Here is a 16,654-nt window from a genome sequence, read left to right as displayed (position 1 = left end):
GAGCGGCCCTGGACTTGACGTCAGGTATCGGGCCGCGTACGGATCGGCGTGCGCCACACCGCCGTACGCGGCCCAGTCCCGGGTCCGGCACGAGGTCCTGCCGACCTGCTGTCGCTACCGGGAGGAGTCGATCGTCGAGAAAACGACCACCTTGCCGTCGCTGCTGCGCGCGGACGCGGGCGCGACGAAGGTGAATGCCATCACGACTTTCTCGGGGTCGATCCTCCTTGAGGTCTCGAGCTCGGCGCGTGCCTCCGGTTCCACGACGGGATAGAGGGCGATCACGCCCCGGCGTTCGGCAACGAACCTCTCCGTCGTGGCATTCCCTCCGTACGGCAGAGCGTTTGCGATCCGTCGGGCCGCCGCACGATGCTTCGGCTCACTGATGGCACCGAACACGTTTTCGCGTCGGCGCTGACGGCCGAACCATGAGACGGCTCGAGGCGACGAGCCGATGGAGATCTGCTTCTGGCTGGAAGCCTGCTGCGGCGCCAGGACGAGCCAGTCGTCCACCTTTGCCGGAGACGACCCGCTGATTTCTTCGAGGTATGCGAGGTGAGGTTCGAAGTGACTTGAATTTTCCCACTTCAGGACCTGAAGCAGTGAGAGAAAATCGCTGGGTGCGAGGTTTCCGGTCAGGGCGTTGAACTGATGTTGGATTTCGGTTCCGCCGAAGCTGTAGGCGAATGTGCTCGGGGCTGCCGACAGGGAATCGAGCACTGGCATCCACAGGGCAGTGTTGTGGCGAAGTGACGGCGCGTCGGTGGGGTAGGCCGTCGGTTCCTCCCACCGGCCTGCAGAACGCATCTTGACCACCCGGGTGTTGTACATCTTGTTCGCACTCGCCGGCTTGAGCCAGGAGAGGTGCTGAGTCACCAACGGATGGACCTCTGCCGGCGTGACCTGAGGCCTTCCGTCGACCAGCTCTGCATACCGTTGCAATTCGTCGCGGAAAGTTTCTTCGTCCCTGCAGATCGCCTCGAACGCCTCGTAAAGATCGATCTCCTTCTTACCCATTGACTCTTCTCGACCCACGTACAGTCGCACCAAGTCCTGATACCCCTTCCGGAAGCCGAACCAGCGGCCCATCTGCATCAGGGTGGACGCGTTGTTCGCTCGGCGGCGGTAGTAGGTGACCGTGAGTCCCTCGACGGTGAAACCGCGGGCGAGTTTCTGGCCGCCGATGAGGATCTTCCAGATTGGGCGCTTGTCGAAGTCCGCGTCACCGCCGGCCTTCAGGTCGCTGTCTCCATTGACGACGATGATCGGCTGGTCGTCCCCTCCGATGCGTATGGCGGCTGCGCCGACATACGGTGAGAGATCGTCGTACGTCGTGGGCACTGCGCAACCGTCGGCACGGATCTGGGAAACGGGAGAGAGATCGGTGTCGAAGAGCGTGCGCAGGCGCCCATGTCCGGCAGGGCCCGTGTAGCCGGAGTTCCACCACAACTTACGTACACGATCGTGAAGTTCACGGTGGTCGGCCGTGCGCACCGATTCGTGGATGAGCATGGTGTGATGCCTGAAGATTCGGTCACCGAGACCGTTTGCCGCACGGTAGAGCTTCATCGCGGCTGTCAGGACGAACATGTCCATGGCGTCCTGGAGCGCAGAATCGTCGTCGTGCGAAGAGAGACGGATGTCGCGGACGTGTGCCTTCTCGTTGGAGTTGGCGATGGTTCGATCACCGGGGGAAATGGGGGAGTCGAGATCATGAAAATCGTGAACTCCCATGTACCCGGCAGGTCGCGGCAACGAGATGATGAAGTCTTTCGGGAAGATGTCCTCGGCGTCGCTCGGATCGATAAAAACATTTGCGAATGGTGTGGCCGTGTATCCGACGTACTGGGCGCGAGGGAGGATGCGTAGAAGTTCCGAGATCTTCTCGTTGATGGCGGTGCGTTCGGTATTGGGCTTGCTGAGGTCGGAGGTGTTGACGGAGGCTTCGTCCGACTCGTCGTCGATGATCAGGACGGGAATCTCAGCCAATGGTGTCTTGATCTTGTTGAGATCTTTTACCAGCTTGGCGAGCACCGACTTGTTCTTTTTGACCACCATCAGTCGGGCCGAGGCGCGATGGAGGTTACGAGGATGATGCAGGGGAAGGGCCGGCTCCTGCTTTTCGAACTCCAGGGCGACGATGCCCTGGAGCAGGCTTTTGTAGTCGTTGTCCCTGGTGGTCATACGAACGATGTCGAAGCCGCCGAGGGCGGAGGGCATCCCTTTGTGAGACAGGAAATCACCCTGCAGCCAGGCAGGGTCGTCGGCGTAGTCGGACTCGTACTCAGCGGCTCCTCGCAGGATGTTCTCGCGTCCGACGAGCTCCATGTCCAGGCGCCGTTGCGTCTGGGCGCGCAGGAGGTTGAGAGTTCCGCCCAGCACGATGACCAGGCGGTAGCCGGCGTCCACAGCCTTCGCGATGACGCCCGTGAAGTTGGCAGTCTTCCCGGACTGGACATGGCCGACAACCAGACCCTTGGCCTGATAGGCAGTCTCTGCGGTCGGGTCGGCGAGGCGCTCGACGACGCGGTCCGAGGAGGCGTCCAGGGCGGCGATGGAAGTTTCGGGCAAGCTCTTCTTCTCGGCGAGCAGTTTCTTGTATGCAGGCCAGTACCAGCTACGGCCCTGCTGGGATTGAGGGGTGTACCAGGGGGTGAAGTCCTCGCTGATCACAACCGGTCCGGATGCCCTGGGCACGGGAATCAGTGAGTTCAGGAGCTTCTGCACATCGGTGGACAGCCCGAGGAGTGTGAGGACAGCGACTCGGCGTTCGTCTGTGCGAGGTTCGGTGGAAGACCATGTAGGGGTCTCCGAGTAGTCCCACTGTGTGAGCTGTTTGCGCCACAGTTCCACCAACTGGTCGGCGGGGTGGGCGCTGTTCAACGTGGTGCGGAAGTCGTGTTCGGTGCAGAGAGGGCCGGCCTCCGGACCTTCGTCCTCGGACTGGTAGGCCAGAGCCCGGTGGAGATTCTTCGGACGGTTGTCCATGCCTGCGAGTGCCGAGGTGTGGAGCGCGAGCCGGAGTGCTTCTGTGGGGTGCAACGGTGATCCTCGGCCTTATGGGAGAAGGAAGTCGGTCAGAACGGTGGGTGCCTCGGGGGACGATGCGATGCCACTCACGTCGAGGGTGTACGTGACGTCACGTATGCGGTCTCGGTATTGCGCAGGGATCGAGTCGCTGTCCATGCGGGGGAATCGCTCGTCGACGGCGAGGGTGATTGGAGCATGGCGCAGGTGCCACCGTTCGTCGTCCGGGTGCTCGGGGTCCCAGCCCGCTGCCGTCAGCTGTTGCTCCAGCCGGTCGAGAGCAGCCGGAGCTCGCTCGGTTACTTGATCTCGTACCGATCGGACGCAGTCCGTAAGCGTACGTCCGTCTGCTCCGCCCCGGGTGACCTGCAGCGATACCAACCACAGTGGGCGGCCATCGGTGGGGGTGAGTTGTCCGAGCCCGTGGATGGTGTGCCGGGCGTGTTCGGAGGAAGTGGTCTTCACCTCGGCATCGAAGCCGGGCAGGCCGAAGTCGTGTTCCTCGCCGCACGGGCCCTTCCAGGACTCGACCGCAGTCTGCCAGTCCGTGGAACGGGCGATGGCGGACAGAGCGGACAGCTCACCGATCAGTCCGATACGTTTCTCCGTCCCCAGTCCCCGAGGACGGTTCAGCAGGGCGCTCCACGAACGGACCGTCTCCCCGAAAGCCTGGTCCAGGGATCGATCGTGTGTGACGATCCGGTCCGCGACCGCGTTGAGAAGGTCGTGGAAGTCGCGGACGAGTGTTGCTTGAGTCGTTCTGATGCGGGCCATGCGCATGCCGCGCTCGGCGATCTGGTCGATGCGAATCAGCGGCAGCGGTGAGATCGGCGGTCTGCTGCGGCGATCCAGCTCCACGTACAGGGCAATGTCCTTGCCCTCGTCGCCCACAACATACGAGACCTCGGGGTGGGCAGCGGGCGCGGAAAGCCTGTAGGAAGTGGTCTGGCTCGCACCGAGAAAGTGCTCGACAGAGCTCCACGGGACGTATGGCCCTTCAGTCATCGTCGGCCCCTCTGGCGAGTTCGGTACGGGCGGCCGAGACAAGGATCGACTGCCACAACTGGAGATTGTCCTTCTCGCGACTGCCGCTGTACTCCTTCTCGAACACTTGGTGGAGAAGCATGTACATCAAGGACTTGATCAGCGGGGCGTCGTTGAGCCCGCCGCGGCGGCCGCCCAGAATCGCCGCCCGGTAGCGCTGATTCAAGATGATCGTGCGGTCTTCGCGGTCGATCTCGAAGAAGAACTCGTTGCTGAGCCTCTGCCAGCGGACCGAGATCGGCTCTTCGTGCTGAAGCAGAGGAAGTTCGTCCTCGATTGTCTCGCGCACTGCCGGATCGAAGCCTTTGCCCGGTGGAACAACTGCTCTGCGTACGGTTCCCGCGCGCTTGCGGGCATCGCGGTACGTCGCGTCGGCTGCTGCCAAGTAGGTCAGGAAGGTGTGGTCGCCGGCTCCGGAGGCGTGCTCCAGAGCCGAGGTGAACTCGGGGGACGCCTCGACGCCCGACTTCTTCACGGTGAGGCGGAAGACATCGTTGGGATGGGAGGGGAGGTCGATTGCCACGCGGGCGAGAGCGAGATGCTGCTCGGGCTGGCGGAAGTTGTTCCAGCCGCCTGCTTGTACGAGGCGGTCATGGCGGTAGAAGTAGAAACCTTGCCGATCCAGGACCGAGCCGACGGCCTTGTATTCGTCGAGGTTGGACTTCGGCGTCCAGATGTGTGCATCCAGGGTGAGATCGCCGATCGAAGGAACCGATGCCTTGAACTTTCGTGGGTACTCGTGGTCACCCGAGACCGGGTATCCAAATGGGTTCAGGGGCTCGACGCCGAAGTTCATGTAGATCGTTCCCGTTCGCACGTCCTCGACGGCGATCGTGATGTTGAACTCGTCGCGCTCCAGGAAGCGATGCAGATGGAGACCGAGGTGTAGACCCAGCTTGTTGATGGTGCGGTGCAGGTATCGGTCCGTCTGCCCGCCGCCGCCGTGCTTGGGAAAGTCCTTCACGCCGTCCCAGCGAACGACTGTGCCCTGCCAGAGGATGGGGCGCGCGTTGTCGTAGCGATCGATGAGCTGCTGGGCGTAGCCGGGGTCGACGATGTCGCATTCGAACCCGGAGACAGCGCGTTCCATCAGCCACCGACGCCCTGCGCTACGTGTGCGCTTCGTCGTGCTCACCACGGTGACCGCGGAAGCATGGCTCAGGGAAGCGGACTTCAAGCCGGTTCCGAACATGCCGAGAGCGTTCGTGTTGTAGCCGCGGCGGCCACCGACCGTCATCGCGACATCCAGTTGGTCGTCGCTCATTCCCACCCCGTCGTCCACAACGAGAAGGCTGACCAGTTGGTCGCCGTCACGTAGGAAGTGGATGACTACGTCTTTTGCTCCGGCGTCGATGGAGTTGTCGACGAGGTCGGCGATCGCAACTTCGAAACCGTACCCCTGGCTGCTCAGTGCCTCCATGTACCGCGCGTCTGGCGGAAGGCGCTTGCTCCCAGCTGTGGGGACATCGAACTGCCAGTTTTGGGTCATTTCATCGCCTTGGAGATCACTGATGACTAATACGATCAATGGTGACCGTAGTGCAGGTGTGTGACAACACCGTCGAAGCCTGGAAGAGGGGTACTCAAGAGGGCTTCAGGTCTGTGATTGCGGGCGCGAGCGACTTTTCCGGCAGGTGACGGCCTCCCTGGCTGCGGCCACGGTGCGTGCCACGGCCTTCGGATCCTCGTGTTCCCAGAAGCGCAGCACCGTCCAACCCGCTGCCTCCAAGTGCTCGGTCGTCTGACGATCGCGGGCCATGTTCTTGGCCAGCTTGACGCGCCACCATTCGGCGTTGGATTTCGGTTGCGTGGCATGCTGGGGGCAACCGTGCCAGAAGCAGCCGTCCATGAAGACCGCGATCTTGGCAGTGCCGAAGGTGATGTCGATGGTGCGTCGAGGCATCCCGGGAACAGGCGTATTGACGCGATAGCGGAGACCGGCCGCGTGCAGCAGCTTCCGGACCGCGACCTCCGGGGCCGTGTCTCGGGAGCCCTGGCGACTCATGCGGGCCGAGACTGCGGGGGAAGAAGGGATGGCTTCGGACACTCTTACATTGTGCCGGCGGGGTGTCGGGAAGGGGGAGCGCCCCTGTATGGCAGAGGTGCCCGCGAGCAGTGGTGGCGTGAGACACCGAGAGTGCCTGATCTTGGAACTGATGAATGCGAGGTCGTTCGGAATGTGGACCCCGCGCCTTCGCCGGGGCCCGGGTGCGCAGAACTGATCAACTGCGGTGCACGAGAGCTGCGGGAGTCCCTCCTTTTCAGGCCGTTCCCGCCGTGCTGCGTGCGTAATACAGCCCCGGCCGCCCGCTCAGCTGGACCTCTTCCCCCGTCGGGGCGAAGCCCGCGCGGGTCAGGACCGTGCGGGAGCCCGTGTTGTCGAGGGCGGCGGCCGCGCGGAGGGTGGTCAGGCCGTAGTCCGTGGCTGCCAGGGTGCAGAGGTGGAGGACGGTGGCCGTGGCCAGGCCGCGGCGGGTGGCCTTCTCCGCCACGCGGAAGCCCAGGTCGGCGGAGCCGTCCGCGACGTCGACCAGGTTGAACCGGCCCAGCACCTCTCCGTCCGCGTCGACCAGCAGGTGGAAGTGGCAGATCCCGGCGGCCTGTTCGGCGAGCCGGGCGGTGTGGAGAGCGGCGAAGTCGGTGAAGTAGGCGTCGCCCCGGTCCGGTACGGATGCGGCGAAGTACGTGCGGTTCTCCCGCTCGAAGGCGAGCAGTGCGGGCGCGTGGTCGGGGCGGAGGCGCTGGAGTTCGGGCATGGCAGAACCATATGGATTGCGGGGCGTCGGGTGGATTTCTTTTGTCGGCAGGCCCCGGGAGGGGCGGTGACTGCGTGGCTTTCAAGGGTGTGTGCTTCCGTTTTCCCGTTCGTGCAGTGAGAGGTGCCCGTTGAGGCAAGTCCCTTGAGTCATAAAGGAGTTGGTCTTCCGTAGGGCCTCCCGGGCTTCGTATGTTTCTCCTTGGCGAGTTGGCCGGCACGGCGGGGTACGCGGCAGCGACGGGCCGGGAGGGCTGATGAAGGCGGTTCCGGAGAAGGACCCCGCCTCTGCCCGTTCCGCTCCCGCTCCGGCCCATCCGGGTGTCGCCCGTACGACGGTGACGGCACCGGTGCGCCCGGCCGGGGACCGGCAGGCTCCGGATCCCCGCAGCCTGCAACGGCTTCAGCGTGCGGCGGGCAACGCGGCCGTCTCCCGTCTGGTCGCGCAGCGGTACACGGCCCCGGTGAAGCCGTCGCCGGCGCAGGCCCCCGGTTTCCGCAAGGTGAAGGCGGATGTGGCGGCGAAGGGGGTCCGTCTGTCGCATCACGCGCCCGCCGCCACCGAGTCGAAGTCGGCGCAGGACGCGGCGGTCGCGCCGCCCGACGACAAGGAGGCGCAGGGCAAGGCGGCCAACACGGAGAAGATGAACGCGGCGAAGCCCGGCGAGTTCAACAAGCAGGCGTTCATCGACGCGGTGAACAAGGCGATCGACGCCCAGGCCCCGAAGAACCTCGACGACGCCGACAAGTTCTCCAAGTCCGGCAAGGCGGACAAGATCAAGGGCGAGGTCGACGGGAAGGTCAAGGACGGGAAGGAGTCCTCGTCCAAGGACATCGACACGGCGACCAAGGCCCCGCCCGATACGTCGGCGGCCAAGGACAAGCCCGTCACCCCGATGTCCCCGGACCAGCCGCCCGCCAACCCGGGGGCGCCGGCCGCCGCCGATGCCGTGCCCGCCCAGCAGCCCGCTTCCGTGACGGACTTCTCCGAGGGGCCGGCCGCCAATGATCAGGCGATGGCGGACGCCGAGGTCACCGAGGACCAGCTCGCCAAGGGCAACGAACCGGAATTCGATCAGGCTCTCTCGGCGAAGAAGACCGCCGAGGCAGATTCCGCGAAGGCCCCCGCGAAGGGGAAGGCGGCCGAGGCCCAGCAGCTCTCCACGGCCAAGGCGGGCGCGGCGGCCTCCGGGGCGCAGGCCATGAACGCGCTGACCGCCACCCGGGCCTCCGCAGGCAAGCGGGTCGACGGTGGCAAGGGCGAGACGAAGTCGAAGGACGAGAAGAAGCGCGCCGAGGTCACGGCGAAGCTCCAGAAGGTCTACGACGGGACGAAGAAGGACGTCGAGGAGACCCTGTCCGGCCTGGACAAGAAGGTCGACGACAAGTTCACCTCGGGCGAGAAGGCGGCTCGGGACGCGTTCACCGCTGATCACAAGCGCCGGATGAAGGCGTACAAGGACAAGCGGTACTCGGGGTGGACGGGCAAGGCCCGCTGGGTCAAGGACAAGTTCGCGGGGCTGCCGAAGGAGGCCAACAACCTCTATCAGGAGGCGCGCAAGCTCTACGTCGCGAAGATGCAGACGGTCATCGCCTCCGTCGCCGACATCATCGGTGCCGAGCTCGGGCGTGCGAAGGCCCGTATCGCCAAGGGGCGGGCGGAGCTGAAGGCGGAGGTCGACAAGCTCCCTGCCGATCTGCGTCAGTTCGGCGAGGACGCAGCCAAGGACTTCGCGGGGAAGTTCGACGACCTGGAAGCCACGGTCAACGAGAAGTCCGAGCAACTCGTTCAGGACCTCGCGCAGAAGTACACCGCGGCCCTGAACAAGGTCGACGAGGAGATCAAGAAGCTCCAGGAGGCCAACAAGGGCCTGATCGACAAGGCGAAGGACGCGATCGTCGGTGTCATCAAGACGATCAACGAGCTGAAGAACCTGCTGCTCGGCATCCTCGCCAAGGCCGCCTCCGCGATCATGAAGATCATCAAGGACCCCATCGGGTTCCTGGGCAACCTGGTCAAGGCCGTGGGTGCCGGGCTTCAGCTCTTCGTCACCAACATCGCCGAACATCTGAAGACCGGTGTCGTGTCCTGGCTCCTCGGCACCGCCGTCAAGGCCGGTCTCGAACTTCCGCAGCGCTTCGATCTCAAGGGCATCATCCAGCTCATCGGCTCCCTCCTCGGCCTGACCTGGGCCAACATCCGCGCCCGCATCACCCGCAAGGGCATCCCCGACCAGGCCATGACCGCTGTCGAGTCCTCCGTCCCCGTTGCGAAGAAACTCGCCGCCGAGGGCCCCGCGGGGGCCGTCAAGGAGATCGAGTCGGAGGCCGGCGACCTCAAGGCCACCATTCTCGAAAAGCTCACCAGCTATCTGATCCCCACCGTCATCATCGCCGGGATCACCTGGATCATCTCCCTCCTCAACCCCGCCTCCGCGTTCGTCCGCGCGGTCAAGGGAATCATCGACATCGTCACGTTCATCGTGAACCAGGGCGCCCAGATCGTGGAGTTCGTCAACGCCGTCCTGGACGCGGTCATCGCCATCGCCAACGGGGGTTCGGCGGGTGTCCCGAAGATGGTCGAGGCCGCCCTCGCCGCCAGTGTGCCGTTGCTGATCGGCTTCCTCGCCTCGCTCCTCGGCATCGGATCCCTCGCCAACAAGGTCAAATCCGTCTTCCACGCCGTCGCCAGACCCGTCAACCGGGCCATCGACAAAATCGTCGGATTCATCGCCAAGAAAGGCAGAGCGCTCTGGAACAAACTCAAAGGGAAGAACGGAAAAGACGGGAAGGGCGACGACAAGAAGCCCGGGCAGGACAACGGCGACGGCAAGAAGGGGAATGAGCGGCAGGCCATCGACGAATCGTCGAAGCTGCTTGCCAAGAACCCCGCCAAGGCGGACGCCCTCAGCGGGATTTCCGCGATTGCCAGGCGGAACAAGGTCCCCTCGCTCCATCTGGTCACGGAGAGCAGGACGGACCACACGGAGAAGGTGCACGTCCAGACCATGACCACCCCGAGCTTCCAGCTCGGGCCGGCGCCGCCGTACGTGGCGCACTCTCTCGGTCAGCTCATCACAGTGTTCCAGAACCTGCCCGACGACGATCTGTGGCGCTACGCCCTGGAGAAGAACCGCTTCCATCCTGCCGAGAACGCGAACGATGCCATGGTGCGCGCCGATCGCGCACGGAAGAACCTCTGCTCCAGACACAGTCTGAAACGGCCCTTGCTCGATGCCTTGCTCGGTGTTCACGACGGCTTGCAGGCGCGCTTCAACACACTGCGGGGAGAAGAGGGGCTCGGCGGCCATACCTACGAGAAGCACATCAAGGGGAAGGGATATCTGGCCGGGTTCACCATCTCCAACGGGCGCACGGTCACCGGTGCCAAGGCCGCGCTCGCCGTACGTCTGATCGAGGGGTATCCGGGAGAAAGGGTGCCACCCCGGTCCAGCTACTTCGAAAGTCTCTCGGAGGCGGACGGGGCGATATCGGGGTGGCTGCACGGGAATTGGCTCGGCACGGTCAGATACACGATCGCCAAGGGCGGGGACCCGGCGCCGAACTTCCCGTCCGGTGTCGGGTTCGCCCTGGTGCTCAACAGTGCGGTGCCGGATGCAGGGAAGAAGCTCCCGCGATGGCTCGGCGGCACCTATCGGGGCCCTCTCTACCCGGGTGACCAGCGCGCCGAGCGCCCGGGGCTGCCGCCTCTCACTGTCGCTGAGGGATCTTCGCGGGTTCTCGTGCTAATACGTAACGACCCAGGTTTTCCTCAGGGCTGGTACATCCACACGTCTTACCCGAATAAGTGACAATTGACCGGGCGGGTGTTTTCTGGTGCCACCGAGAAAGCGTCGCAAGAAGCAGGTGGAGGAGTACAGGTCTCCGAGTGATCCATACACCGGAAATTCACCTGGAATCGAATGCTTCATCTCATGGCTGCGGATCTACTGTTTCGACACCTCCGATGACGAGGCCCGTGCCTCCTGGCGTTCGATGGTCGCCCGCAGTCCGGACCAGGCGGCCGATGAGCTCCGGTGCGTCATGGCTGTCGCGGACGACCCGCCGCCCGACCTGATTCCGGTCATGAAGCAGTACGGGTCCGTCTACCTCTACCGCTGGAAGAAACACGACCGCGTCCTGTACAGCGATGCCGAGTATCTCGAATGGCTGCGACGCATGGTGCACGACTTCCGCGAGATCGCGGAGGAGGCGGGACTGGGGCCGGGTTGAGCGTGTGTGTGCTCAACCCGGCCCCAGCACCTCACCGATGTCTCACTCGCCCCCGTGACACTCCCGGTAGGCCCGCCCCGATCCGCACCAGCAGGCCGCGCTGCGGGCCGGGGGCCAGGACACTGCCCGGCCGCGGGCGGCGAGGGTGGTGGCGTACTGGGGGAGGAGGTCCGGGTCGGACGGGGAGGCGGCCTCCGAGGCGGCGAACGCCTCGTACGACGGGATCGTGCCGGTCACGATGCCGAGGTTCGGGGTGCCGGCCTGGTGGAGGTCGCGCAGAGCGGCCTCCAGGCGGGCCAGGTGCCCGGGGTGGGAGGGGTACTCGTCGCGCAGGTCCGGGTAGGCGGTGAGGAGTTCGGCGAGTTCGGCGGCCGGCCAGTGCAGCACCGCGACCGGGAACGGGCGGGACAGCGCGGTGCGGTAGGTGCCCAACTCGGCGCGCAGGCGGGTGATCTCGGCCTGGAGCTCGCCCGGGTCCGAGGAGCCCAGTGACCACAGGCGCTTCGGGTCGTGGAGCTCGTCCAGCGGGACGGTCGCGGTGTGCAGGGTGTCGGCCAGCTCGTCCCAGACGTCGTGGTCGACGCCCATCAGCCTGCGCACCCGGTGGCGGCCGAAGAGCAGTGAATGGGTGGCGTACGGGACCTCCTCGCCGGGCGCCAGGAGCAGTGTCAGCGCGGTGGAGAAGTAGTCGTGGGCCGCTTCGAGTTCGTCGTGGGCTTCGAGCGTCTCGGCGGCGATCTCCCAGGGGCCCGGGTCGAGCGGTCCCGCGGCACGGATGCCTTCGATGATCGCGCGGGCCTCCGCCTCGTGGCCGTACTCCCACAGATTGGCCGCGTTGAGGGCCTTGACCAGGTGCGGGTGGTCGAGGCCGAGGTCGGGGGAGCCGAGGAGTTCGTCGTAGAGGGTGGTGGCGCGGGCGCGGTCGCCGGCGAGTTCCAGATGGGCCGCGGCCTGGAGGAGCAGCGGCTCACGGTCCTCGGGGTACCGCGCCGCGGCGCGCAGCAGGCGCTCGGCTTCGGTGGTGTGGTCGGCAGGCGTGTCGGGGCGCATGGACCACACCGTACTGCTGTACGCCTTCGGGGCGGAGGGTTGTTCCAGGCCTGGAGAGTTACGGTCCGGGGGCCTATCGTGCGGCCGTGCGGGAGCGGATACCGGTGGTGGTGCAGCGGAACTCGCGGGGGCGCAGGGTCGTCGCGCGCGGGCTCTGGACGGGTGCCGAGTTGGTGGTGACCCTGGGCGTCGTCCTGTTGTTGCTCGTTGTTCATCAGCTGTGGTGGACCAATCGGCAGGCCCGCGCGGGAGCCGAGCACCAGGTGCGGGCCCTTCAGCGGGAGTGGGGGGAAGAGCCGGGGAGCAGGACGGGCGGCTCTGATCCCGGGGGTGAGGGCGGGGGTGATTCGGGCAGAACGGGCAGATCCAATGATTCCGGTGCGTCCGGCGGGCGTTCGGACGAGGGCGAGAGCGAGGGCGGTGCCGCCGCGTTTTCCGCGCCCCGCTGGGACCAGGCGTACGCCGTCATCCGCATACCCCGGCTCGGGCTCGTCGCGCCCGTCGCCCAGGGCATCGGCAAGAGCGGCGTCCTCGACAAGGGGTACGTCGGGCACTACCCGCGCACCGCGCAGCCCGGCCGGCCCGGGAACTTCGCGCTCGCCGGGCACCGCAACACGCACGGCGAACCCTTCAGGCACATCAACCGGCTGCGGCGCGGTGACCGGATCGACGTCGAGACCCGGGACGCCGTGTACACGTACACCGTCGACCGGACGCTGGCGCGGACGAGCCCGCGGGACGGCGGTGTCATCGCCGCCGTCCCGCGCAGCAATGTGAAGCCCTACACCGGGTACACCGAGGCCGGTTCCTATGTGACGCTCACTACCTGCACGCCCGAATTCACCTCCCGGTACCGGCTTGTCGTATGGGGAAAACTCGTGGATGTCCGGTCGCGGTAGCGGCATCGCACTAAGGTTCCCTGACGTGCTCAGACGACGTCCGCAGTTGTTGTGGTTGCTGGTCCCCTACGTGCTCTACCTGGGGGTGCTGCCGCTCGTGAACCGGGTCCACCCGGTGATTCTCGGGCTGCCGTTCCTCTTCGTGTGGCTGCTCGGGGCGACCCTGCTGACCCCCGTCGCCGTATGGCTGACCCGGCGGGGGGACCGCCGGTGAACGCCACCGTCGCGACCTCCGTCTTCGCGGTCTTCATGGTCGCCACCGTCGCCCTCGGACTGCTCGCGACGCGCGGGCGGCGCAAGGGGAACGGCGAGGGCGGCGGGCTCGCGGAGTGGTCGGTGGGCGGCCGCAGCCTCGGGACCGTCTTCATCTGGGTGCTGATGGCCGGCGAGGGCTACACCAGCTTCAGCTACCTGGGCGCCGCGGGCTGGGGCTACAACTACGGGGCACCGGTGCTCTACGTGGTCGCGTACATGTCCTGCGGGTACGCCATCGGCTACGTCGTCGGCCCGATGCTCTGGGCGTACGCGCGCAGACACGGACTCGTCGGGATCACCGACATGGTCGCGCACCGCTTCGGCCGGCCCTGGCTCGGTGCGCTCGTCGCCGTCCTCGCGACCGTCTTCCTGCTGCCGTACATCCAGCTCCAGATCACCGGCATGGGCGTGGTCGTCTCGACCATCTCCTACGGTGTCATCAGCCTGAACTGGGCCTACTTCATCGCCTTCGCCGTCACCACCGGCTTCGTGGTGGTGAGCGGGCTGCGCGGCAGCGCATGGGTGTCGGTGCTCAAGGACGTCCTGGTGATCGCCACGCTCGGCTTCCTCGCCATCTACGTACCGATGCACTACTTCGACGGCTACGGGCCCTTCCTCGACCGGATCGTCACCGAGAAGAGCGAGTGGCTGACCTTCCCCGGGCACGGGGACAGCGGACTCGGACAGGCCTGGTTCATCACCACCTCGTTCCTCAACTCGCTCACCGTGGTGATCTTCCCGACGACCGTCGCGGGCTACCTCGGCGCGAAGAACGCCGACGTGCTGCGCCGCAACGCGATGCTGCTGCCCGCCTACAACGTGCTGCTCTTCGTACCGATGCTGCTCGGCATGGCGGCCCTCTTCGTCGTGCCGGGGCTCGTCGGCGCCGAGTCCAACCTGGCGCTCTTCAAACTGGTCGTGGACTCGCTGCCGGCCTGGACGGTCGGCGTCGTCGGAGTGGCCGCGGCACTGTCCTCGATCGTGCCGATGGCCGTTTTCATGCTGGTCATCGGCACGATGTGGGGGCGCAGTGTGCTCTCGCTCGTCCCCCGCCTGGAGCGGCGGCAGAAGGGCGCCGCGCAAGTGGTCGTCGTGATCGCGGGAAGCCTCGCCCTGCTGCTCACGTACACCGCCCCGAACACCCTGGTGCGGCTCTCCCTCATTTCGTACGAGGGAATGGCTCAGCTGCTCCCGATGGTGCTGCTGGGGCTGATGTGGCGGCGGCTGACCCTGCTCGGGGCGATGAGCGGGCTGGTCGTCGGCGTGGGCGTGGTGTGCGGGTTCGTGTTCACGGAGAACGACCCGGTCTGGGGCGTCAACGCGGGCATCGTGGCGCTCGGCGCCAACCTCGTCGTCGCCCTCGCGGTGACGTACGCGGGACCGCGCGAGCACGACGGGCGGCCGGACGACGAGGTGCTCGCACGGGACGAGATCCCGGCTTTGGAACGGGCGCCGGAACCGGACGGCGCACCTGCGGGAACGAGCCACTGACCGCCGCCGGGCGGACCGGTGTGCCGGACCCATCGTGTATAACGGCTGGAGAGCATCGGACGCGCGTGCGTACGAACAGCACACGCGCGAGACCGGCCGACCGGCCGCGAAGGGGAAGAGGGGAGGGGCCGTGAACGGTGACGTGAGTCGTCTGCGCGGTGGCCTCGCCCGGCTGCTCCGCCCCGCCGGACTGCTGCTCTTCCTCATCACCGAGGTCCTCCTCGCCGAGGGCGGCAGCCTCTCCGCCGCGGTCGCGCTCGCCGCGACCGCCGCCGCCGGCTCCGCGCTCGCCGTCGCCTCCCTCATCAGCGCCCGGTGCGCCGCCCCGGTGCCCCGCACCCGGGTCCGCACCGCCATCCGCGACCGGGAGAAACGCACCGCGTTCCTGCCGCAGCGGGATCCCGACGCCAAGGGGCGCAGGCGCCCCCGAGCCCCCGGCCGTGCCCTTCCGACGGCCGCGTAGGGGCACGCAGCAATAGCAGCCACTCCCCGGCGGGCACCACTTCCCGGTGCCCCGCGGGCACCACTCAAGGGTGCTTCGTGGGCACCGTTCCCCGGTGCCCGGCGCGGTCCGTCATGCCGAGTCCGTACTCACTCCCGGCACGACGAGACCCCCGGAGGGCTCATCCATGTCCGTCTTCATGTCCGCATTCGCCAGTCTGGTCGGCGCGCTGGCAGATCTGCTGCACCCGCTCTTCCAGACCGCGTCCGCCGCCGCCGCGATCGTGCTGTTCACCGCGCTCGTACGGCTTGCCGTGCACCCCCTGTCGCGGGCCGCGGCGCGCGGACAGAAGGCCCGCACCAGGCTCCAGCCGCAGATCGCCGCGCTGCGCAAGAAGCACGGCAAGAACCCCGAGCGGATGCAGAAGGCGCTCATGGAACTGCACAAGGAGGAGAAGGTCTCGCCGCTCTCCGGCTGTTTGCCCAGCCTGTTGCAGATGCCCGCCTTCTTCCTGCTCTACCACCTCTTCTCCAGCCAGAAGATCGGCGGCGAGCCCAACGAGCTCCTCGGCCACCAGCTCTTCGACGCCCCGCTCGGCGAGCGCTGGCACGACGCGCTCTCGCACGGCGGGCTGTTCGGTGCGCAGGGCCTGGTCTACCTCGGCCTCTTCGCGATCGTCGCCGCCGTGGCCACGTTCAACTTCCGGCGCACGAAGCGGCAGATGGCCGCCAACCCCGTCGCTCCGACCACCGGCCCCGACGGGCAGCCGGTGCCCGGCATGGGCGCGATGACGAAGCTGATGCCGCTGATGTCCTTCGCCACCCTGTTCACCGTGTCCGTCGTGCCGCTCGCCGCCGCGCTGTACGTCGTCACCAGCACCACCTGGACCGCGATCGAGCGGGCCGTGCTCTACCGCGACATGCCGGCCGCCGGGGCCACCGTCGCCACCGCGGCGTGACCGCGAACGCGAGGGTGCCGGTCCAGTGTGTGAACAGGGTCTTGCGGAGTGATCGGAGGTCTTGGACGATCGGACAAGCCTGCGATGGCCGCCACCCATCCGACGGGCCCGATCTCGACCAAGGGGAGACAGACCGTTGAAGCTGCTTCGTGTGGGTACGGCAGGCGCGGAACGACCGGCGCTGCTGGACGGGGACGGAACCCTGCGCGACCTGTCGGGAATCGTCACCGACATCGACAGTGCCCTGCTCGCGGACGAGTCGGCGCTCGCCCGGGTACGGGCCGCCGCGGCCGCGCCCGGCGAACTGCCCGAGCTCGACGCCGAGGGGCTGCGGGTCGGGCCGCCGCTCGCCCGGATCGGCAAGATCGTGTGCATCGGGCTGAACTACCACGACCACGCCACCGAGACGGGCGCGGCGACACCGGCCGAGCCGATCCTGTTCTTCAAGGCGCCGGACACCGTCGTCGGGCCCGACGTCACGGTGGTGGTGCCGCGCGGGA

General features: G+C 66.6%; 14 protein-coding genes. 8 read left to right on the top strand and 6 right to left on the bottom strand.

Annotation, left to right across the window (positions count from 1 at the left end; genetic code table 11):
- Window positions 1-114: 114 nt before the first annotated feature.
- The 5 genes from AADR41_RS28985 to AADR41_RS28965 all read right to left on the bottom strand — a co-directional run bounded on the left by AADR41_RS28985 (window position 115) and on the right by AADR41_RS28965 (window position 6,827).
- Window positions 115-2,988 carry a Z1 domain-containing protein gene (locus AADR41_RS28985; RefSeq protein WP_342284355.1) on the bottom strand — a complete coding sequence of 958 codons (2,874 nt, stop codon included), beginning with the start codon at window positions 2,986-2,988 and terminating at the stop codon, window positions 115-117.
- A 69-nt stretch (window positions 2,989-3,057) separates the two neighbouring features.
- Window positions 3,058-4,032, bottom strand: coding sequence for a PD-(D/E)XK motif protein (locus tag AADR41_RS28980; protein ID WP_342284354.1), 975 nt, complete (start codon window positions 4,030-4,032; stop codon window positions 3,058-3,060).
- Window positions 4,025-5,560 carry an ATP-binding protein gene (locus AADR41_RS28975; protein ID WP_342284353.1) on the bottom strand — a complete coding sequence of 512 codons (1,536 nt, stop codon included), beginning with the start codon at window positions 5,558-5,560 and terminating at the stop codon, window positions 4,025-4,027. Before AADR41_RS28975 ends, AADR41_RS28980 begins: the two co-directional genes overlap by 8 nt.
- A gap of 105 nt (window positions 5,561-5,665) precedes the next feature.
- On the bottom strand, window positions 5,666-6,076 hold the full coding sequence (locus AADR41_RS28970) for a very short patch repair endonuclease (protein WP_342284368.1): 411 nt from the start codon (window positions 6,074-6,076) through the stop codon (window positions 5,666-5,668).
- Window positions 6,077-6,332: 256 nt separating this feature from the next.
- Entirely contained in the window at window positions 6,333-6,827 is a 495-nt protein-coding gene (locus AADR41_RS28965; RefSeq protein WP_342284352.1) for a GNAT family N-acetyltransferase, read from the bottom strand.
- Between the two features lie 256 nt (window positions 6,828-7,083).
- On the opposite strand from AADR41_RS28965, the gene AADR41_RS28960 reads away from it, so the two are divergent.
- Both AADR41_RS28960 and AADR41_RS28955 read left to right on the top strand, forming a co-directional pair.
- A complete protein-coding gene (locus AADR41_RS28960) occupies window positions 7,084-10,638 on the top strand; it encodes a hypothetical protein (RefSeq protein WP_342284351.1) in 3,555 nt (1,184 codons plus the stop codon).
- Window positions 10,639-10,870: 232 nt separating this feature from the next.
- Window positions 10,871-11,059 carry a hypothetical protein gene (locus tag AADR41_RS28955; RefSeq protein ID WP_342284350.1) on the top strand — a complete coding sequence of 63 codons (189 nt, stop codon included), beginning with the start codon at window positions 10,871-10,873 and terminating at the stop codon, window positions 11,057-11,059.
- A 42-nt stretch (window positions 11,060-11,101) separates the two neighbouring features.
- Here the strand turns inward: AADR41_RS28955 and AADR41_RS28950 are convergent, their stop codons facing one another.
- Window positions 11,102-12,109: an SEC-C domain-containing protein gene (locus AADR41_RS28950; protein ID WP_342284349.1), complete on the bottom strand. Its 1,008-nt coding sequence runs from the start codon at window positions 12,107-12,109 to the stop codon at window positions 11,102-11,104.
- 86 nt (window positions 12,110-12,195) lie between these two features.
- Here AADR41_RS28950 and AADR41_RS28945 point away from each other — a divergent pair, with 86 nt between their 5' ends.
- From AADR41_RS28945 to AADR41_RS28920, 6 genes are all read left to right on the top strand, one after another.
- Window positions 12,196-13,008, top strand: a complete 813-nt coding sequence (locus AADR41_RS28945; RefSeq protein WP_342284348.1) for a class E sortase — start codon at window positions 12,196-12,198, stop codon at window positions 13,006-13,008.
- Between the two features lie 55 nt (window positions 13,009-13,063).
- On the top strand, window positions 13,064-13,222 hold the full coding sequence (locus AADR41_RS28940) for a DUF3311 domain-containing protein (protein WP_124723383.1): 159 nt from the start codon (window positions 13,064-13,066) through the stop codon (window positions 13,220-13,222).
- A complete protein-coding gene (locus tag AADR41_RS28935; protein ID WP_342284347.1) occupies window positions 13,219-14,754 on the top strand; it encodes a sodium:solute symporter family protein in 1,536 nt (511 codons plus the stop codon). Before AADR41_RS28940 ends, AADR41_RS28935 begins: the two co-directional genes overlap by 4 nt.
- A gap of 130 nt (window positions 14,755-14,884) precedes the next feature.
- On the top strand, window positions 14,885-15,217 hold the full coding sequence (locus tag AADR41_RS28930) for a DUF6412 domain-containing protein (protein WP_124723342.1): 333 nt from the start codon (window positions 14,885-14,887) through the stop codon (window positions 15,215-15,217).
- A 166-nt stretch (window positions 15,218-15,383) separates the two neighbouring features.
- The gene (locus tag AADR41_RS28925; protein ID WP_342284346.1) at window positions 15,384-16,154 is read left to right on the top strand and encodes a YidC/Oxa1 family membrane protein insertase; all 771 of its coding nucleotides are present in this window, start codon (window positions 15,384-15,386) and stop codon (window positions 16,152-16,154) included.
- Window positions 16,155-16,290: 136 nt separating this feature from the next.
- Window positions 16,291-16,654, top strand: a 364-nt coding sequence (locus AADR41_RS28920; protein WP_342284345.1) for a fumarylacetoacetate hydrolase family protein, incomplete at its 3' end; no start/stop codon positions are given.

Source organism: Streptomyces sp. CLV115 (assembly GCF_038448545.1).
In the GTDB taxonomy this organism is placed as follows: domain Bacteria; phylum Actinomycetota; class Actinomycetes; order Streptomycetales; family Streptomycetaceae; genus Streptomyces; species Streptomyces sanglieri.
Note: the sequence above shows the minus strand (reverse complement) of the source record. Positions and strands in the feature narration are given on the sequence as shown.